At 66.4% G+C, this 18,138-nt stretch carries 13 protein-coding genes; 7 read left to right on the plus strand and 6 right to left on the minus strand.

The window, feature by feature from the left end; genetic code table 11:
• The first annotated feature begins 9 nt into the window (after positions 1-9).
• Positions 10-3,315 carry an acetyl-CoA carboxylase family protein gene (locus JQ572_RS03960; RefSeq protein ID WP_211381648.1) on the plus strand — a complete coding sequence of 1,102 codons (3,306 nt, stop codon included), beginning with the start codon at positions 10-12 and terminating at the stop codon, positions 3,313-3,315.
• Positions 3,316-3,411: 96 nt separating this feature from the next.
• A complete protein-coding gene (locus JQ572_RS03965) occupies positions 3,412-5,265 on the plus strand; it encodes a sigma-54-dependent Fis family transcriptional regulator (protein WP_211381649.1) in 1,854 nt (617 codons plus the stop codon).
• A 10-nt stretch (positions 5,266-5,275) separates the two neighbouring features.
• Here the strand turns inward: JQ572_RS03965 and JQ572_RS03970 are convergent, their stop codons facing one another.
• Both JQ572_RS03970 and JQ572_RS03975 read right to left on the minus strand, forming a co-directional pair.
• Positions 5,276-5,830 (minus strand): flavin reductase family protein, encoded by a 555-nt coding sequence (locus JQ572_RS03970; protein WP_211381650.1) that lies wholly within the window; start codon positions 5,828-5,830, stop codon positions 5,276-5,278.
• A gap of 56 nt (positions 5,831-5,886) precedes the next feature.
• Positions 5,887-6,984, minus strand: coding sequence for an LLM class flavin-dependent oxidoreductase (locus JQ572_RS03975; protein WP_211381651.1), 1,098 nt, complete (start codon positions 6,982-6,984; stop codon positions 5,887-5,889).
• A gap of 216 nt (positions 6,985-7,200) precedes the next feature.
• Between JQ572_RS03975 and JQ572_RS03980 the strand changes: the two genes are divergently transcribed.
• From JQ572_RS03980 to poxB, 3 genes are all read left to right on the plus strand, one after another.
• Complete coding sequence (locus JQ572_RS03980) at positions 7,201-8,115, plus strand: 2-dehydro-3-deoxygalactonokinase (RefSeq protein WP_211381652.1); 915 nt, start codon at positions 7,201-7,203, stop codon at positions 8,113-8,115.
• 13 nt (positions 8,116-8,128) lie between these two features.
• Positions 8,129-8,761, plus strand: a complete 633-nt coding sequence (locus tag JQ572_RS03985) for a 2-dehydro-3-deoxy-6-phosphogalactonate aldolase (RefSeq protein WP_211381653.1) — start codon at positions 8,129-8,131, stop codon at positions 8,759-8,761.
• An 80-nt stretch (positions 8,762-8,841) separates the two neighbouring features.
• Positions 8,842-10,578, plus strand: coding sequence for a ubiquinone-dependent pyruvate dehydrogenase (poxB, locus tag JQ572_RS03990; protein ID WP_211381654.1), 1,737 nt, complete (start codon positions 8,842-8,844; stop codon positions 10,576-10,578).
• 85 nt (positions 10,579-10,663) lie between these two features.
• Here poxB and JQ572_RS03995 read toward each other — a convergent pair whose 3' ends face one another.
• A complete protein-coding gene (locus JQ572_RS03995; RefSeq protein ID WP_211381655.1) occupies positions 10,664-11,029 on the minus strand; it encodes a hypothetical protein in 366 nt (121 codons plus the stop codon).
• Between the two features lie 67 nt (positions 11,030-11,096).
• A complete protein-coding gene (locus JQ572_RS04000; protein ID WP_211381656.1) occupies positions 11,097-12,020 on the minus strand; it encodes a PaaI family thioesterase in 924 nt (307 codons plus the stop codon).
• A 148-nt stretch (positions 12,021-12,168) separates the two neighbouring features.
• On the opposite strand from JQ572_RS04000, the gene JQ572_RS04005 reads away from it, so the two are divergent.
• Positions 12,169-12,489, plus strand: a complete 321-nt coding sequence (locus JQ572_RS04005; protein ID WP_211381657.1) for a hypothetical protein — start codon at positions 12,169-12,171, stop codon at positions 12,487-12,489.
• 39 nt (positions 12,490-12,528) lie between these two features.
• Here JQ572_RS04005 and JQ572_RS04010 read toward each other — a convergent pair whose 3' ends face one another.
• The gene (locus tag JQ572_RS04010) at positions 12,529-13,998 is read right to left on the minus strand and encodes an amidase (protein ID WP_211381658.1); all 1,470 of its coding nucleotides are present in this window, start codon (positions 13,996-13,998) and stop codon (positions 12,529-12,531) included.
• Positions 13,999-14,104: 106 nt separating this feature from the next.
• Positions 14,105-15,229, minus strand: coding sequence for a cyanuric acid amidohydrolase (gene atzD, locus JQ572_RS04015; RefSeq protein ID WP_211381659.1), 1,125 nt, complete (start codon positions 15,227-15,229; stop codon positions 14,105-14,107).
• Between the two features lie 439 nt (positions 15,230-15,668).
• Between atzD and JQ572_RS04020 the strand changes: the two genes are divergently transcribed.
• Entirely contained in the window at positions 15,669-18,005 is a 2,337-nt protein-coding gene (locus JQ572_RS04020; protein WP_211381660.1) for a Tex family protein, read from the plus strand.
• Positions 18,006-18,138 lie beyond the last annotated feature (133 nt).

Raw genomic sequence — 18,138 nt, forward strand, 5'->3', positions numbered from 1 at the left:
AGACGCTGCATGTCGTTCAAAAAACTCCTGATCGCCAATCGCGGCGAGATCGCCATCCGCATCGCGCGTGCGGCAGCCGATGCCGGCATCGCGACGGTCGCGGTTCACCCCGCGGATGATGCGCTGTCGCTGCATGTGCGCGTTGCGGATGAAGCGGTCGAAATCCCCGGCCGCGGCGCGCGGGCCTATCTCGACATCGAGGCCGTGGTCAAGGCGGCAATGGCATCCGGCTGCAACGCCGTGCATCCCGGCTACGGGTTCCTCAGTGAGAACGCTGCGTTCGCAAAGGCCTGCGCCGACGCAGGCATCGCCTTCGTCGGACCGAAAGCCGCGGCGCTTGAACTGTTCGGCGACAAGGTTGCGGCACGGCAACTGGCAAAGCGCTGCGGTGTGCCGATCATCGCCGGCACCAGCGGCCCTTCCTCGCTGGAGGACATCGCGGCGTTCTTCACCTCGCTCGGCAGCAACGCGGCGATCGTGATCAAGGCGATGGCCGGCGGCGGCGGCCGCGGCATGCGCGTGGTGGAGAGCGCCGCCGATCTCGCGGAGGCCTATGCGCGCTGCCAGTCCGAGGCCAAGGCGGCATTCGGCTTCGACGGCGTCTATGCCGAGCGCCTGATCCGGCAGGCGCGCCATATCGAGGTGCAGATCATCGGCGATCGCCATTGCGCGATCTCTCATCTCTGGGAACGCGAATGCACCATTCAGCGCCGGCACCAGAAGCTGATCGAGGTGGCACCGAGCCCGTCGCTGAGCGATTCCCTGCGCGGCCGCATCATCGAGGCAGCGAAGCAGCTTGCCGCGGCCGCGTCCTACGACAATCTCGGCACGTTCGAGTTCCTGGTCGACGGCGCCGCTGACGACAGCTTTGCCTTCATCGAGGCCAATCCGCGGCTCCAGGTCGAGCACACCGTCACCGAAGAGGTGCTCGGGCTCGACCTCGTCCGCGCCCAGCTTGCGGTTGCCGCCGGCGCAACGCTGGCCTCGCTCGGCCTGGCGCAGGGGTCCATCCCGAAGCCGCGCGGCTTTGCGATGCAGCTCCGCGTCAACATGGAAACGCTGGATGAGACGGGTGCGACCCATCCGACCGGCGGCGAGCTGGCCGTGTTCGAACCGCCGTCGGGGCCGGGCGTCCGTGTCGATAGCTTTGGCTACGCCGGCTACAAGACCAGTGCTGCCTTCGACTCGCTGCTGGCCAAGGTCATCGTGCATACGCCGGGCGAGGCCTGGCATGACGTCGTGGCCAAAGCCTCGCGCGCCTTGCGCGAGTTCCGGATCGACGGCGTCGTCACCAACATCGCCTTCCTCCAGGCGGTGCTCGCGCATCCAGATTTCAGGACCAACCGCATCGCGACCGATTTCATCGATCGCAACATTGCAAAGCTGGTCGAGGCGGCCGATGGCGCGGCCAAACCGCTCTCCTTCGCCCCGACCGAACGAAGCGGCGGTCACGGCACCGAAGCTCACGTCGCACAAGCGGTGCCCGAAGGCGCGGTGATGGTTGCCGCACCCCTGCAAGGCACCGTCGTCACCATCCACGTGAAGGAAGGCGAGATTGTGCGCCCGGGCCAGCAGCTCGCGGTGATCGAGTCCATGAAGATGGAACATCTGGTCATGGCCGATCAGGGCGGCCGCGTCATGAAGCTCGTCGCCGGCGACGGCGTCACGCTGCTGCACGGCGAGCCGATCCTCTACCTCGAGCCGCTCGACGTCGCGGCTGATCAGTCAGCGGCGGAAGCCGACATCGATCTCGATCACATCCGTCCCGATCTCGCCGAAATGATCGCGCGCCAGGCCAACACGCTCGACGAGAACCGCCCGGCCTCGGTCGAGCGCCGCCGCAACACCAACCAGCGCACCGCGCGCGAAAACGTCGCCCAGCTCGTCGACGACGGCTCGTTCATGGAGTATGGCAGCCTCGCGATCGCGGCGCAGCGGCGCCGGCGCAAGCTCGACGATCTCGTCAAGAACACGCCGGCCGACGGTCTCGTGATGGGCGTCGCGACCGTCAACGCGGAGAAGTTCAGTCCCGACGGCGGGCGCTGCATCGTCGTGGCCTATGACTATACCGTGCTCGCGGGCACGCAGGGCCACATGAACCACAAGAAGATCGACCGCATGCTGACGCTCGCGGAAGACTGGCACGTGCCGCTGGTGTTCTACGCCGAAGGCGGCGGCGGTCGGCCCGGCGATACCGATCGGCTCGGCATGACCGGCCTCGACGGTCCGTCCTTCGTGCAGTTCGCGAGGTTGTCGGGTCTCGTGCCCGTGATCGGTATCGTCTCCGGCTATTGCTTTGCCGGCAATGCCGCGATGCTCGGCTGCTGCGATGTGATCATCGCCACGAAAAATGCCTCGATCGGCATGGGCGGCCCCGCCATGATCGAGGGCGGCGGCCTCGGCGTCTATCATCCGGCGGAGGTCGGCCCGGTCTCGTTCCAGTCACCGAACGGCGTCATCGACATTCTCGTCGAGGACGAGGAGGAGGCGACGCGCGCTGCGCAAAAATACCTGTCCTATTTCCAGGGCGCGGTGACAGAGTGGCACGCCGCAGACCAGCGCCTGCTCCGTCGCGCGATCCCCGAGAACCGCCTGCGCGTCTACGACATCCGCAGCGTCATCGATCTCGTCGCGGACAAGGATTCCGTGCTGGAGCTGCGCCGCGACTACGGCGTCGGCATGATCACCGCGCTGATCCGGATCGAGGGCAAGCCGTTCGGCCTGATCGCCAACAATCCACGTCATCTCGGCGGCGCGATCGATGCCGATGCCGGCGACAAGGCGGCGCGCTTCCTCCAGCTCTGCGACGCCTTCGATCTGCCGATCGTCTCGCTCTGCGACACGCCCGGCTTCATGGTCGGCCCCGAGGCCGAGAAGACCGCGATCGTCCGTCACGTCTCGCGCATGTTCGTCACGGGCGCGAGTCTCACCGTGCCGCTGTTCGGCATCGTGCTGCGCAAGGGTTATGGGCTGGGCGCGCAGTCGATGATCGGCGGCGGCTTCCACGCCTCGTTCTTCACCGCGGCCTGGCCGACCGGCGAGTTCGGCGGCATGGGTCTCGAAGGCTATGTCCGCCTCGGCTTCCGCAAGGAGATGGAAGCGATCGCCGATCCCGACGAGCGCGAGACCTATTATCGCAACAAGGTCGCCGAGCTCTATGCCAACGGCAAGGCCGTCTCGATCGCCTCGGTGTTCGAGATCGACAACGTCATCGATCCCGCGGAAACGCGGCGCTGGATCATGGCGGGGCTAAGGTCTGTGCCGAAGCCGCCCGTGCGGACGGAGAAGAAGCGGCCCTGCATCGACACGTGGTGAGCGCAGTGCAGCAATAGCCGCGTTTTCGGTTCCCGATTGACATCCCCGCCTGTGGTGCCAGACTTTGCACAATAATACAGGGTGGAGACGTCCGCGATGGCCAGCCTTTCGGCCTCGAACCATGTCGCCCGTGTCTTGTCCGTCGCCAACCAGGTGGCCGACGTCGATGCCTCTTCGCGCATTGCCGATTCATGGCGGCGCTGCCTGATCAGCCACAAGCTGGACCCCGCCCGCCAGGGCCCGCCGCAGACGCTGACCGAGGCGGAGGTCCGGCATGTTGCCGAGCCGATGGAGGAGACGATCAGGCTCGTTACCCCCGAGCTCGACGACCTCGCCCGCGTGCTGCGCGACGCCGGCTATTGCGTCAATCTGGCGGATGTCAACGCAACCATGCTGTTCAGCCGTCTGCCGGGCGAGGCCGACGCAAAGATGTTCATGGACTGGAAGATCTATACCGGCTCGAACTTTGCCGAAACCTTTGAGGGGACCAACGGGCTCGGCACGGCGCTTGCCGAGCAGAAGCCGATCCTGGTGCATCGCGACGAGCATTTTCGTGCGCAGTGGCACATGTTCTCCTGTGCGGTGGCGCCGCTGTTCGACCAGGCCGGACGTCTTGCCGGCGCCATCAACATCACCTCCTGCCGCGAGGATCTCGAGCGGGCCGCGCACCAGCTCGCGCTCGCGGTGACGATGGAGGCGACGCGGCGGATGGAGGGCGTGATCTTCCGCGGTCATTTCCGCAACGCCTGGATCGCCACCGTGCCGGGCGACGGCGGAAGCGGTCTGCTCGCCTATGACGACGATCGCCGCATCGTCGGGGCCTGCCGATCGGCGCGCGCTCTGCTGGGCCTCACCGACGGCCTGATCGCAGCCGGCATCGATCTGTCACGCTACATCAAGTTCGATCACCCCGCACGTAACGCGGACGAAATCGTCGCGTTGCGCCGGGCCGACGGCAGTCCGCTGGGGCACGGCCATGTCGCGCCGCCGCTGCGGGTACGGCCGTCCACGCAGCATCGTGACGTCGCTGTCGATCGCTTCGACGCGCTGCATCGGCTTGCCGGTCGCGATCCCGAGCTGATCAAGAGCGTGAAGCGGCTGCGGAGCATCGGCGATCACAATCTGCCGGTGCTGCTGCATGGCGAGACCGGCGTCGGCAAGGACGTGTTCGCCCGCGCCATTCACGCCGCCAGCAATCGCGCGCGCCACAACTATGTGGCGCTGAACTGCGCGGCGATGCCGGAAAGCCTGATCGATGCCGAACTGTTCGGCTACGAGGCCGGCGCCTTCACCGGCGCGCGGCGCGACGGCTCGAAGGGCCTGATCGTGCAGGCCGACGGCGGCACGCTTTTCCTCGACGAGATCGGTGACATGCCGATCGCGCTGCAGACGCGCCTCTTGCGCGTGCTGGAGAACCGCGAGGTCTGGCCGCTCGGTGCGCTCAAGCCCGTGCCGGTCGACATCCGCCTGATCAGCGCCACCCATCGCGATCTCGGCCGCATGGCGGAGGAGGGCGCCTTCCGCGCCGACCTTTATTTCCGTCTGCGCGGCATGGAGGTGCGGCTCCCGGCGTTGCGCGAACGCGTCGACCGCGACGATATCATCCGGCAGATCGCGCGCGAGGAAGCGCCGGACTGCCGTCTCTCGGACGAGGCCTGGTCGCTGCTCTCGGCCTATCCCTATCCCGGCAACATGCGCCAGCTCCGCCACGTGTTGCGGCTCGCCGGCTGCACGGCCGAGGATCGCGTCATCACCGACGCCGACCTCGATCTGCCGCCGTTCGGCGGAAGAGCAGCGGAGCCCGATCTCGCAGCGGCCGAACGCGCGACGATCGCAGAGGCGCTGCGCAAGCACGGCGGCCGGGTCGCCGAGGCAGCGCGTGCGTTGAAGCTCAGCCGCGCCACGCTGTATCGCAAGATCAAAGCGATGAAGATCGAGGCGGCGCAGTAGGCGCCGTTCTTTAGGAGAAATCGCTCCAGCTCAGATGCCGCGAATCGAGGTCGCCGACCGTCACGGTGCCGCGCATCTCGCGCGGCGTGTGGAAGCTGCTGCGGAGATAGATCAGCGGGGTCGCTTCCGCCCCGTACGACACGCCGCGGACTTCACCGACGAAGATCGAATGCGTCGCGGTCTCGAACTCCTGCGCCAGCATGCAGTCGAAGGCGGCGACGGCGTCGGTCAGTACCGGTGCGCCGGTGGTCCCGCGCGTCCATTGCCCGAACGCAAATCGGTCGTCGCCATTGACGCCCTTCTGGCCGCTGAAGGTCAGCGCCAGCAGCGCATGATCCTCGTGCAGGAAGTTGATGGCGAACGCGCCTTCCTCGCGGATGCGCGCATGGGCGCTGGCGTTGCGGTTGACGCAGACGATCAGGGACGGCGGATTGTCCGACAGCGAGCAGGCCGACGTCACCGTCAGTCCCGTGCGTTTGCCGTGCTCGGCGCCGACCGTAACCAGCGCGACGGCGCCGGCGCATTGGCGCATCGCCTGCTTGAAATCCTTTGCGTCGACGCTCACGCCGAAATCTCCGAAATGTTGCGGGTGCGGCACGATCGCGCCGCACCCGCCTTCGGTCAAGCCGCCTTGCGCGCGGAGCCGAGATGCTTCAGGCGCGGTAGCACCTCGTTCTTCAGCAGGGACAGCGAGTGATGCCAGGCTTCCGCCTTGTGCTTGTAGTCGAAGCCGAACACCAGCAGCACGCCGAAGCCGCCGACCTCCTCGTAGATCTTCTCGATCTTCTCGGCGACGGTGGCGGGCGAGCCCACGATCCAGTTCCGCTTGGCGCAATATTCGACCGTCACGTCGCTGTCGGGCACGTCCGGCGCGTGCTTCAGATAGTCCTTGAAGCCGAAATGGCCGAGCAGGGGCAGGAAGTACTCGCCCATCATCCGGCCCATCATGTCGCCGGTCGAGAGCTTCCACGCCTCCTCGTCGGTGTCGGCGACGAACACCTCGCGCACTAGCCGCCAGTCCTGCCGGTTCGGCTTGCGGCCGGTCTTGGCGGCGCCCGCCACGACCGAGTCCCAATGGCTGCCGACATAGGCCGGATTGAGGTTGAGGCTCATCGGAATGAAGCCGCGCTCGCCGGCAAGCTTCAGCGTGTCCGAGTTCTTCGAGAGCCCGGCGACGCCGATCGGCGGATGCGGCGCCTGCAGCGGCTTGATGTGCGGCTTGAGGAAGTCGAACATCGTGTCCGGCTTGGTCACCGTCCAGAACTTGCCCTTGTAGGTCCAGGGCGCGGGATCGCTCCACATCTTCAGGATGATCTCCAGCGCCTCGCGGGTCATGTCGCGGTTCTGCCCGCTCATGCCGTCGACGTTGAACATCGCCCAGTCGCTCGGCAGGCCACTGGCCGCGACGCCGAAATTGAGCCGGCCCTCGGAGAGATGGTCGAGCATGGCGACGCGGTTGGCGAGCTCGGCCGGATGGTGATAGGGCAGCAGGAAGCCGCCCGGTCCGATGCGCAAGCGCTTGGTCTGCATCAGCGCCTGCGCGATCAGGAGATCCGGCGTGGGATTGGGTTCCCAGGGTGCGGTGTGGTGTTCGCCGACCCAGGCCTCCAGATAGCCGAGCTCGTCGAGCCAGCGCATGACTTGCAGGTCCCAGTCGTTTCCTTCCTTCAGGCCGCACTCCGGCGGATGCGAAGGCATCGTGAAATACCCGATCTCCATGGTTTCCTCATCTGATGTTGACGCGTCTTGTTGCGCGGTTCACGGACGTGAGCGGGGACACTTGAGCAAGCCGTGTGCCAGCGCGGAGTGCCCCTCGGGCCGGTGAGAAATCGCTGGTTTGTGGCGGCAATAGCCGATATCCCGGGGCGGATTTGCAAGGCCTCGTCTCATTGTCGCGAGACGGTGTCTTGTCGATGAGACGAGGACAGTTTCGAGATGACCGAACCCGCTTATCTCGCGGTGGACTGGGGCACCAGCAGCTTTCGGCTCTGGCTGGTCGATCGCACCGGTCAGGTGCTGGCCGAGCGCCGCAGCGATGAGGGCATGCTGGCGGCGGCCAAGGCCGGCTTCGCTGCCGTGCTGCAATCGCATCTTGCCGCCGTCGATGCGCCGGGCCATCTGCCGGTTCTCGTCTGCGGCATGGCCGGCGCCCGCACGGGATGGGTCGAGGCGGGCTATGTCGACACGCCGGCGCCACTCTCTGCCGTCCTGAAGCAGGCAGCGCGCGTGCCGGGCGAAGCGCGCGACATCCGCATCCTGCCCGGCATCGCCCAGCGCGATGCAGGCGCGCCTGACGTGATGCGCGGCGAGGAAACGCAATTGCTCGGCGCGCTCGGTCTCGATGCCGCAGGCGAGGCGCTCGTCTGCATGCCCGGCACGCATTCGAAATGGGTGCGGGTGACCGACGGCACGGTCGAGCGCTTTTCCACGTTCATGACGGGTGAGCTCTTCAGCGTGGTCTCGCGCGAGACGATTCTGTCGCTCGCGGTCGCCGGCGCCGATGATGCCGAAGATGTCACGAGCTTCAAGGCGGCGGTAATCGCTGCATTCAAGGCGCCTGCCTTCGCGGCCAATCTCCTGTTCGGCGCGCGGTCGCGTCAGCTTCTGTTCGGCGGCACGCCGGCTGCAGCGCGTGAGACGCTGTCGGGCACGTTGATCGGTGTCGAACTGGCGGCCGGGCTCTCCGGCGCTGTGCCGAAATCCGGCATCACGCTGATTGCCTCGGGGCGGCTCGCGATGCTGTACCAGCACGCCTTCGAGGCACTGTCGGTCGCAGTGCAGCCGGTCGATGCGGATGAAGCGGTCCGCCGCGGCCTGTCGATGGCGGCTGCGTCGATCTGGACCACATAGAAGGACCCTTGAGATGAGCATTCCCTTTCCGCCGATGAAGCGTCCGTTGGTCGCGATCCTGCGCGGTGTGAAACCGGAGGAGACCGAGGCCATCGTCGGCGTGCTGATCGAGGCCGGCATGACCGCGATCGAGATCCCGCTGAACTCGCCCGATCCATTCCGCTCGATCGCCACCGCTGCGAAACTGGCGCCGGCCGGCGTGTTGATCGGCGCCGGCACGGTGCTGACCGCCGCGGATGTCGATCGTCTCAACGATGTCGGCGGCAAGCTCATGGTGTCGCCGAATGTGGATACGCAGGTGCTCACGCGCGCGCATCAGCACGGCATGGTGACGCTGCCGGGCGTGTTCTCGCCGACCGAGGCGCTGCTTGCGGCGCGCTCCGGCGCATCGGGCTTGAAGTTCTTTCCGGCGAGCGTGCTCGGCGCGTCCGGCATCGCCGCGATCCGCGCCGTGCTGCCGGCCGGTGTGATGATCGCCGCCGTCGGCGGCGTCTCAGACCAGAATTTTGCGGAGTACATCAAGGGCGGCGTGACGGCGTTCGGGCTCGGCTCCAGCCTCTACAAGCCCGGCATGACGGCAACGGATGTTGCCGCTCGCGCGAAGTTGACGATTGCGGCCTACGATCGGGCGATTGCGAAAGACTGAGCCCGCAATAAACAAGCCGTGATGCCGTCACGGTCGCGCTTTATCCTATCTTGCCGCACTCGCGAGATCAGGAGACCGACATGGCGATCAACAACGTAGCCGATCTGTTCGTGGCAACGCTCGAACAGGCCGGCGTCAAGCGCATCTACGGCATCGTCGGGGATAGCCTGAACGCCCTCACCGAGGCGCTGCGCCGCCGCGGCACCATCGAATGGATCCATGTCCGGCATGAGGAGGTCGCGGCCTTCGCTGCTGCCGGCGAGGCCGAGATGACCGGGAGCCTTGCGGTGTGTGCCGGTTCCTGCGGCCCGGGCAATCTGCATCTGATCAACGGCCTGTTCGATGCACATCGCAGCCGCGTGCCCGTGCTGGCGATCGCCGCGCAGATCCCGATGGCCGAGATCGGCAGCGGCTATTTCCAGGAAACTCACCCGCAGAACCTGTTCCGCGAGTGCAGCCATTATTGCGAGCTGGTTTCGGACCCGAGCCAGCTTCCTTATGTGCTGGAGAATGCGATCCGCGCGGCCGTGGGTCTGCGCGGCGTCGCCGTCGTCGCCATGCCGGGCGACGTCGCTTTCCGTAGCCCCCCGAAGCGCGCGCTATCGACGACACGCGGCCTTGCGCTGTCGGCGCCGAAGGTCGTGCCGCAGGCGTGTGAGCTGAAGGCGCTCGCGGAACTGCTGAACGGCGCCGAGCGGATCACCCTGTTCTGCGGCCGCGGCTGCGCCGGCGCGCATGCGCCGCTGATGCAGCTTGCGGAAGCCCTGAAGAGCCCGATCGTGCATGCGCTCGGCGGCAAGGAGCATGTCGAATACGAAAATCCCTACGACGTCGGCATGACCGGCTTCATCGGTTTTTCCTCGGGCTATGCCGCCATGCACGCCTGCGACGCGCTGGTGATGCTCGGCACTGATTTCCCCTACAAGCAGTTCTTCCCGACCGACTGCCAGATCGCGCAGATCGACATTCGTCCGGAAAATCTCGGGCGGCGCTGCAAGATCGATCTCGGACTCGTCGGCGACGTCAAGCTCACCATCGAGGCGCTGCTGCCGCTGTTGAGGAAGAAGACGCAGCGCAAGCATCTCGACGATGCAGTCGCGCATTACAGGAAAGCGCGCGAAGGCTTGGACTCGCTTGCCAGGGGAACCCCGGGAGCCAAGCCAATCCATCCGCAATATCTTGCGAAAGTCATCAGCGACCATGCGTCCGAGGATGCCGTGTTCACCGCCGATGTCGGGACGCCCACAGTGTGGGCCGCGCGCTATCTCGACATGAACGGCCGCCGCCGGCTGATCGGCTCGTTCGTGCACGGCTCGATGGCCAATGCGATGCCGCAGGCGATCGGCGCGCAGGCCGCGCAGCCTGGCCGGCAGGTGATCTCGCTCTCCGGCGACGGTGGCTTCACCATGCTGATGGGCGATCTAATTACGCTGACACAGATGAAGCTGCCGGTGAAGATCGTCGTCTTCAACAACGGCGTGCTCGGCTTCGTCGCGCTGGAGATGAAGGCGGCGGGCTTCGTCGACACCAATGTCGATCTGGAGAATCCCGATTTCGCCGCGATGGCGCGCGCGATGGGTATTTTCGCCAAGCGCGTCGAGGATCCCGGCGAACTCCCGGATGCTATGAAGGAGATGCTGGCCCACAACGGACCGGCGTTGCTGGACGTCGTCACCGCCAAGCAGGAGCTGTCGATGCCGCCGACCATCACGCCGGAGCAGATCAAGGGTTTCAGCCTCTGGGTGCTGCGCGCGGTGATGAACGGCCGCGGCGACGAGGTGCTCGATCTAGCGAAGACGAATTTGCTGCCGCGCTAATGCGCGATCAAGTCATCGTGCTTTAGCTTTTTATCTTGAGCATGATCTTTTCGGAAAATCGCGTCACACTTTTCCGGATCATGCTCTAGCTGCGTTTGGCTGACGGCAGCGGCAGCCGTTCGTGGCGGCGCTGGAAGCGCTGCCAGTGCAGCACGATGCCGATCAGCAGGGCCGGCACGAAGCCGAGCGCGATCAGGAAATGCGGCAGCTGGGTCGGCGAGATGAACGCGATGGCGATGTCGGAGATCAGCCAGAGCGCTGCGAACATCACCGCGAAATCGGTGCGCGGGCAGCGCAGATAGTAGAATACGGCGGTGATGACGATGGCGGGTCCGATGGCGATGCCGATCATCACCGCCGTCAGCTCCTTCGGCGTCAGCGCGTCGAGCATCATCGACGCCAGCAGCCAGAGCGCGGCGAACATGGCGATAATGTCGAGCGGATGCCGCAACCCAATACCTCTCGCGGGAACGCGCTATCGTTGTGGCCCGGCCCCCGGCCGTCAAGGGAAAATACGCCTATTCCTCGTCGCTTCCGGGCGTCGGGCGCAGCATGAAATGGCCGAAAGCGGTGGCGATCGGCTTGTTGGCATCGTCCTGCCAGGCCCGTGCCTCGAAGGCCACGATGCGCCGGCCCTGCTTCACGATCGAGACATTGGCAACGGTGTCGAGTGCGCGGCCAGAGCGTAAGTAGTTGACGGTGAGGCCGATCGGCTTCGGCAGCGCGGTGACGCCGAGCTCGCGCGCCACGCCGACGATTGCGCTGGTCTCGAGGAAGGCGCCGGTCATGCCGCCATGGATCGCGGGCAGGATCGGGTTGCCGATGATCTGCGGGGAGAACGGCATCGTCAGCGTGCCGTCGTCGTTGACACGGATGCCGAGGCAGCGCGCGAACGGGCTGTTCGCGAACGGGCCGTCCTGATCCTCCGGCGCTTCCAGCGTCGGGATGCTGCGCGCATCCATTCTGCGGTCCGCGAGCATGTTGGTGCGGTTGGCGCCGATCATGAAGCAGGCGGTCGCGGTCGCGACCGGATCGTCCTCGGACTCCTGGTAGGCGGTGGAGCGCACGAAGGCGATCGAGCGCGTGGTGCGATAGCAGACCGAATGCGCCTTGATGGCGAGACCCGGCGTCGCAGGCTTCTGGTAGTCGATCCGCAGATCGAGGGTTGCGATGGCGCGCGTGCCGTCGAGCGCAAGTTGCACCGCCATGCCGCAGCTTTCGTCCAGCATCGCGGTGACGACGCCGCCATGCAGCACGCCGGTCTCGGTGTCGCCGACGAAGACGGGCCGGTAGGGGAGGCTGGACCAGGCCTCGGCCGGCGCGAAGCGGTCGAGCTGGAGCCCGCTGATATGGCCGTAATCGGAGCGGCGGCCCTTGATCGCTTCGGCGAGTTCCTCGAACGGGAGCGTGGCGGGTGGAGTGGGCGTTGGTGATGTGGACATGACGACGTTCTAGACCAGTGGCGGGCGCCGCGCAAAACCCCGACTGCGCGTGGCAGGGCGCTCCCGCCGGGGCGGTTTAGCCTCGACAGGGCGGGCCGAAGCAACGATGGTGAGCGCATCGTCTCTCGACTAGCTGTAAGGAGTGCTCATGGCCGACCCCGAAACGCCCGCCACCAGCCAGGGGCCCGTCACCATTTCGAGCTCCAGCTCGGAGCGGGCGCCGATCATCTATTTCGACGGCGCGTCCTGCTTTGGCCACCACAACGGCGCGATCCAGATCGAGCTCGCGGCGAACCTCTTGATGCCGGTCGGCGCCGCCGTCAGGGTCGACGTGGTCCAGACCGCGCACTTACGTTGCAGCGTGGCCGCGGCGCTGGCGCTGCGCGAGGCTCTCGACAAGGCGCTCGCGATGTATCAGCAGGGGCGGCAGCAGCCGGCGGAGGAGGAAATACCGGCGGTCAAGAATTGAGGCAGGCGGCGCGATCGCAAGTCAATGCGATCAACTCGCTCAGCTCACATGCACCTTCGGCTTCCTGCCGCCGTTCCACTTGCCGTCGAGCGCGCGCTCGATCTGGGCGGCGAGTTGCAGCAACAGGCCGTCATTGGCCTGCTTGCCGATCGCCTGGATGCCGAGCGGCAGGCCGTGCTCGTGGGTCGCCATCGGCATCGAGATCGCGGGCATGCCGCAGAGATTGGCGAGCGGCGTGAAGGCGAAGAAGCGCCAGAGATTGCCGAACCAGTCGAGCACGTCGGGATTGTCGGAGATGGTGAGGTATTCCCTGGTGCCGACCTTCGGCGTCGGTAGCGCCGTGATCGGGGTCAGGATCACGTCCCACTGCTCGAAGAACGCGCCGAAACCGCGTGAGGTCGTATTGAACACGCCTTGCATCTTCGCCCGCTCGGCGAAGCTCGTCTGCCGGCCGGCTTCCCAGATACGGATGTTCATGGGCTCGATGAGATCTTCCGGCGGCTTTTCCAGTCCGCGCGCGGCAAGCATGTTGGAGATCACCACGGCGAAATTCGAGATGTAGCAGGTCGTCTGCGCCTCGAACGCGGCGCGGAAATCGAGCTCGGGCAGCGCGTAGTCGACGTGATGGCCGAGGCCCTCGAGGAAGCGGCCGGTCTTCTCCAGCTCGGCGGCGATGTGCGGCGTCGCCGTGTAGTCGCCCCAGCTGTGCGACAGCGCGATCCGGAGCTTGCCCGGGTCGCGCTTGATCATCTCGGAATAGGGCTGAGCCGTGGTCCAGAACGGCATGAACTCGCCGGGCGCAGGCCCGCGGGCGTGGTCGACGAAGGCGGCGGTGTCGCGAACCGAGCGCGACTGGCAGCCCTGGATCGAGACCAGGCCCGTGAGGTCGGACATGTGCGGCGCGAGCGAGAACACGCCGCGCGAAACCTTCAGCCCGATATTGCCGTTGACGCCGGCGGGAATGCGGATCGAGCCGCCGCCGTCGGTCGCGTGCGCGATCGGCACCACGCCGGCGGCCACCATCGCGGCGCTCCCGGCCGACGAGCCGCAAGTGGTGTAGTCGGTGTCCCAGGGATTGCGCGTGACATAGACGGCGGGATTGTCCGCCGAGCTGCATACGCCGAATTCCGGCGTCGTCGTGCGTCCGATCAGGTTGAGCCCCGCCTGACGGAATTTACCGGTCAGGAACGTGTCGGCAGCGGCGCGATTGCCGCGCATCAGCAGCGAGCCCATCTCCTGGAGCCGGCCCTTCATGGTCGGTCCCAGATCCTTCATCAGGAAGGGCAGGCCGGCGAACGGGCCGGCGAGATTGGCGCCGTCCTTGGCGGGGTCGGCGATTACGTCCTCGAACAGCTCGACCACGCCCGACAGCGCCGGATTGACCTTGGCAACGCCCGCGGCGGCCTGGCGAGCCAATTCCTTTGCCGTCAGCTCTCCCTTGCGGACGCGCGCCGCCAGCCCCACGCCATCGTGCTGCGCCCATTCGTTCCAGCTCATCGGCAAAGTCATGAAGTCAAAATCCCTTGAGATGCGGCTCCACCTTTTTCGCAAGGGCCCGCGTGAATCAACTGAGCCGGCGCGAGGGGCAGGGTTGCGCCGGGCGGAGAGGTCCGCGTCAATAGGGCAGCCGCGCGATTACCGCAACCGGCCCGCCGCCCGCCGGCCCCTGATGCTCGGCGCCGCCGGAAACATAGACCGCGCCGGTGCCGGCAAGGCCCGCGATCAAGCCGCCGACGGCGGCGCGGGCATGGCGCGTCGAGCTGATGTCGGTATCTTCGAGCATGGTGTGGCGGAAGCCGCGCACGCTGCCGTCAGGCGAGGCTTCGGCCTTGGCGAAGATGTTGACGAGCTCGCGGCCCGCGGCGGCTTGCGGCGCGACGCCAAGTTGGACGCCAAGCCCGACGCTCCTCAGCGCCGACACCACCGCCGCTGCATCGATGGCGTCGTCCATCACGGAATGCCCGATCTCGAACCCGCTTGCCGACGACGCGGAGTTACCGAGCACGATGACGACGTTGTGCATCAGCTCGATCCCGGATGACGTAGACGCAACTGAGGAGAACAGATCGTAGCGCCGCAGCACGTCGTCGTCTTGGATGTCGGAGGCGACCTCACCGAGCGCGACCGCAACCCCGAGCGCCGAGGCGCCGCGCGAATAGGCCATCGAGCTGTAGGCGCTCGTCGTCGCCGTCTTGTGGCCGCGCGCGGCTGCCGCCTCGACTCGCTCGCTGGTGAGCAGCGGGCACTTGATCTGCACGAAATGGACATCGGCGGTTTCGGTGATACCCGCATCCTCCATCGCGGCTTTCACGGCTTTCGCCGTCTCCGTGATCTGGGCGGCGCGGCCGAGCTCTTCAGGAAGGAAATCGCGGGTGTGCGCCATGCCGATGCTCAGGCGCTTGCCCGAGATGCCTGGCGGCCGTTGCGCGACCTCGCTGCGCGTGAACACGGTGATATGAGGGCTGAGCACGCCCTCGGTGCCGCCCGACATCACGAAGGCGATGCGCTGCTCGACTTCGTGCGCGGAAAGGCCGAGCCGCGGCGCCAGCGCCGTGCACAGCGCTGCCACCGCATACTCCCTGGTAAAGTCGTTGACGCCGCCATTGCCCTCGGTCTTGCCGAGGATCGCCAGGATCGATGCCGGTTCGATCTCGCCGGAGCCGATCATGGCCATGAGGCCGGAAACGTCGCCGGGTCCCCTTGTGGCGATCTTGAAGACGCCGACCGATGAAGTCCGCATTGGAGTCCTCGCGTGGAGTTCGGTGGTCCGGCGGAGCAAACAGTCGTCGAACGGAGGCGGCTGTCAAGGTGCAAGCGATGGTCTCTCACAATCCCTTGCGCTGCCCGACGAGCAAAACACGCGAGCGCTTCCATTCGCGTTCTCGTGCCCCGGACGCGGCGCAGCGTCCCTTCGACGGTGCGTCTCCGCATACAGTGGCGCCTCTGGATCCCGGCTCTGCGTCGCAACGCAAGAGCGTTGCAGCGCGTCCGGGACAAGAACATAATGACCGCCGGCGGCAAATCCACGATTGTGGCGAGATCGCATCTGGGCGACAAAAAATCCCCTGTCGACGGTTGCGCGCCGCACCTTGATGAATCAACCCCGGTTGGTCCATAAGCGGCGTCCCGCAGCCGGTGGTTCGTCCCCGCATTGCGTGCTTGGATAGAGGGATTCGCGCGTGGCAAATATCAACCAGAAGATTGCGCAGGAGCTTGGGGTCGGGGCGGAGCAGGTCGAGGCGGCGGTGACGCTGCTCGATGGCGGCGCCACGGTTCCCTTCATCGCCCGCTACCGCAAGGAAGCGACCGGTGCGCTCGACGACGCGCAATTGCGCACCTTGGAGGAGCGCCTGGGTTACCTGCGCGAACTCGAAGACCGCCGTAAGGCCATCCTCGAATCGGTCCGCGAGCAGGGCAAGCTCGATGCCGCGCTGGAAGCCTCCATTCTCGCCGCCGACAGCAAGGCGCGCCTCGAAGACATCTATCTCCCGTTCAAGCCGAAGCGCCGCACCAAGGCGGAAGTCGCCAAGGAAGCCGGCCTCGAGCCACTCGCCAACCAGCTCGTGGCAGAGTCCGGCAACGATCCGAAGGTCGTGGCCGAGGCCTATGTCAATGCCGAGAAGGGCGTCGCCGACGCCGCCGCCGCACTCGACGGCGCCCGCGCCATCCTGGTCGAGCGTTTCGACGAGGACGCCGATTTGATCGGCGTGCTGCGTGAGGAGATGTGGACCAATGCGCGCATGGCCTCCAAGGTGCGCGACGGCAAGAAGACCGAGGGCGAGAAGTTCGCCGATTATTTCGAGTTTTCCGAGCCGCTGACGAAACTGCCCTCGCACCGCATCCTGGCGATGTTCCGCGGCGAGAAGGAAGAGATTCTCGATCTGCAGATCCAGGCCGAGACCGAGGCGCCGCCGCCGGGCGTGCCGAGCGCCTATGAGCTGAAGATCATGAAGCGGTTCGGCATCGCCGATCTCAAGCGCGCCGGCGACCGCTGGCTGATCGACACGGTCCGCTGGGCCTGGCGCACCAAGATCCAGGTGCATCTCAACATCGACCTGCGCATGCGGCTGTGGAATGCGGCGGAGACCGAGGCCGTGCGCGTGTTCGCCTCGAACCTGCGCGACCTGCTGCTGGCGGCGCCGGCCGGCACCCGCGTCACCATGGGTCTGGATCCCGGCTACCGCACCGGCGTCAAGGTCGCCGTTACCGACGCGACCGGCAAGGTCGTCGATACCGCCGTGATCTATCCGCACGAGCCGCAGCGGCAGTGGAACGAGTCGCTTGCAATCCTCGGCAAGCTTGCGCTCAAGCATCGCGTCGAGCTGATCGCTATCGGCAACGGCACCGCCTCGCGCGAAACCGACAAGCTCGCGGCCGATCTCGTCAAGGGCCTCGCCGAGTTGAAGATGACCAAGATCGTGGTGTCGGAGGCCGGTGCGTCGGTCTATTCGGCCTCGGCTTTCGCCTCGGAGGAATTGCCTGGTCTCGACGTCACCCTGCGCGGCGCGGTCTCGATCGCGCGGCGGCTGCAGGACCCGCTCGCCGAGCTCGTCAAGATCGAGCCCAAGGCGATCGGCGTCGGCCAGTATCAGCACGACCTCGGCCAGGCCAAGCTCGCCAAGTCGCTCGATGCGGTGGTCGAGGACTGCGTGAATGCCGTCGGCGTCGACGTCAACACCGCCTCGGCTCCGCTGCTCGCCCGCGTGTCGGGCGTCGGCTCCGGCCTGGCGCAGAGCATCGTCGCGCACCGCGACGCCAACGGCCCGTTCAAGTCGCGCAAGGCACTCAAGGAGGTGCCGCGGCTCGGACCCAAGGCGTTCGAGCAGTGCGCGGGCTTCCTGCGCATCCTCGGCGGCGAGGATCCGCTCGACGCCTCCGGCGTGCATCCGGAAGCCTATCCGGTGGTGCGCCGGATTCTCGCGGCCACCAAGAGCGACATCAAGGCGCTGATCGGCTCGAGCGAGATCGTGCGCACGCTGAAGCCGAAGGATTTCGTCGACGAGACCTTCGGCCTGCCGACCGTCACCGACATCCTGCGCGAGCTCGAGAAGCCCGGCCGCGACCCGCGTCCGGCGTTCAAGGCCGCGGTGTTCATGGAGGGCGTCGAGGAGATCAAGCATCTCAAGAAGGGCATGATCCTCGAGGGCACCGTGACCAACGTCGCCGCCTTCGGCGCCTTCGTCGACATCGGCGTGCACCAGGACGGGCTCGTGCACATTTCGGCGATGTCCAGGACCTACATCAAGGATCCGCGCGAGGTGGTGAAGCCCGGCGACATCGTCAAGGTCAAGGTGCTGGACTTCGAGGTCGCCCGCAAGCGCATCTCGCTGACGCTGCGCCTCGACGACGAGGTCGGCGCCAAGAAGGACGCTCCCGGCATGCAGCGCGACAACAATTCGCGCAACCCCGCTCGCATGACCTCGTCGGCCCCGCGCAAGCCGGAATCCTCCGGCGGCGGCGCCCTCGCCGAAGCCCTGCGCCGCGCGGCCGAGAAGAACGGCGGCAAGCGGGCGTGAGCTTTTAGCCTCTCCCTGCTCTTTGCGGGGAGAGGTCGCAGACTCTCCCCGCCTTGAGCTGCTCGACATCTAGAGAGTTCTATCCACGTCGTCATTGCTTCGTCGCGAGGGCTCCTCGCAATGACCAGGAGAG

This window comes from Bradyrhizobium sp. SZCCT0153, from assembly GCF_018129995.1.
Taxonomy (GTDB): Bacteria; Pseudomonadota; Alphaproteobacteria; order Rhizobiales; family Xanthobacteraceae; genus Bradyrhizobium; species Bradyrhizobium japonicum_G.

What these genes read in the sequence shown, in the direction of transcription:
- JQ572_RS03975 (WP_211381651.1), bottom strand. Translation starts at nt 6,984, where the DNA reads ATGGAGATCGGGTATTTCACGATGCCTTCGCATCCGCCGGAGTGCGGC.
- JQ572_RS03980 (WP_211381652.1), top strand. Translation starts at nt 7,201, where the DNA reads ATGACCGAACCCGCTTATCTCGCGGTGGACTGGGGCACCAGCAGCTTT.
- JQ572_RS03965 (WP_211381649.1), top strand. Translation starts at nt 3,412, where the DNA reads ATGGCCAGCCTTTCGGCCTCGAACCATGTCGCCCGTGTCTTGTCCGTC.
- poxB (WP_211381654.1), top strand. Translation starts at nt 8,842, where the DNA reads ATGGCGATCAACAACGTAGCCGATCTGTTCGTGGCAACGCTCGAACAG.
- JQ572_RS04000 (WP_211381656.1), bottom strand. Translation starts at nt 12,020, where the DNA reads ATGTCCACATCACCAACGCCCACTCCACCCGCCACGCTCCCGTTCGAG.
- JQ572_RS03960 (WP_211381648.1), top strand. Translation starts at nt 10, where the DNA reads ATGTCGTTCAAAAAACTCCTGATCGCCAATCGCGGCGAGATCGCCATC.
- atzD (WP_211381659.1), bottom strand. Translation starts at nt 15,229, where the DNA reads ATGCGGACTTCATCGGTCGGCGTCTTCAAGATCGCCACAAGGGGACCC.
- JQ572_RS03985 (WP_211381653.1), top strand. Translation starts at nt 8,129, where the DNA reads ATGAGCATTCCCTTTCCGCCGATGAAGCGTCCGTTGGTCGCGATCCTG.
- JQ572_RS04010 (WP_211381658.1), bottom strand. Translation starts at nt 13,998, where the DNA reads ATGACTTTGCCGATGAGCTGGAACGAATGGGCGCAGCACGATGGCGTG.
- JQ572_RS04005 (WP_211381657.1), top strand. Translation starts at nt 12,169, where the DNA reads ATGGCCGACCCCGAAACGCCCGCCACCAGCCAGGGGCCCGTCACCATT.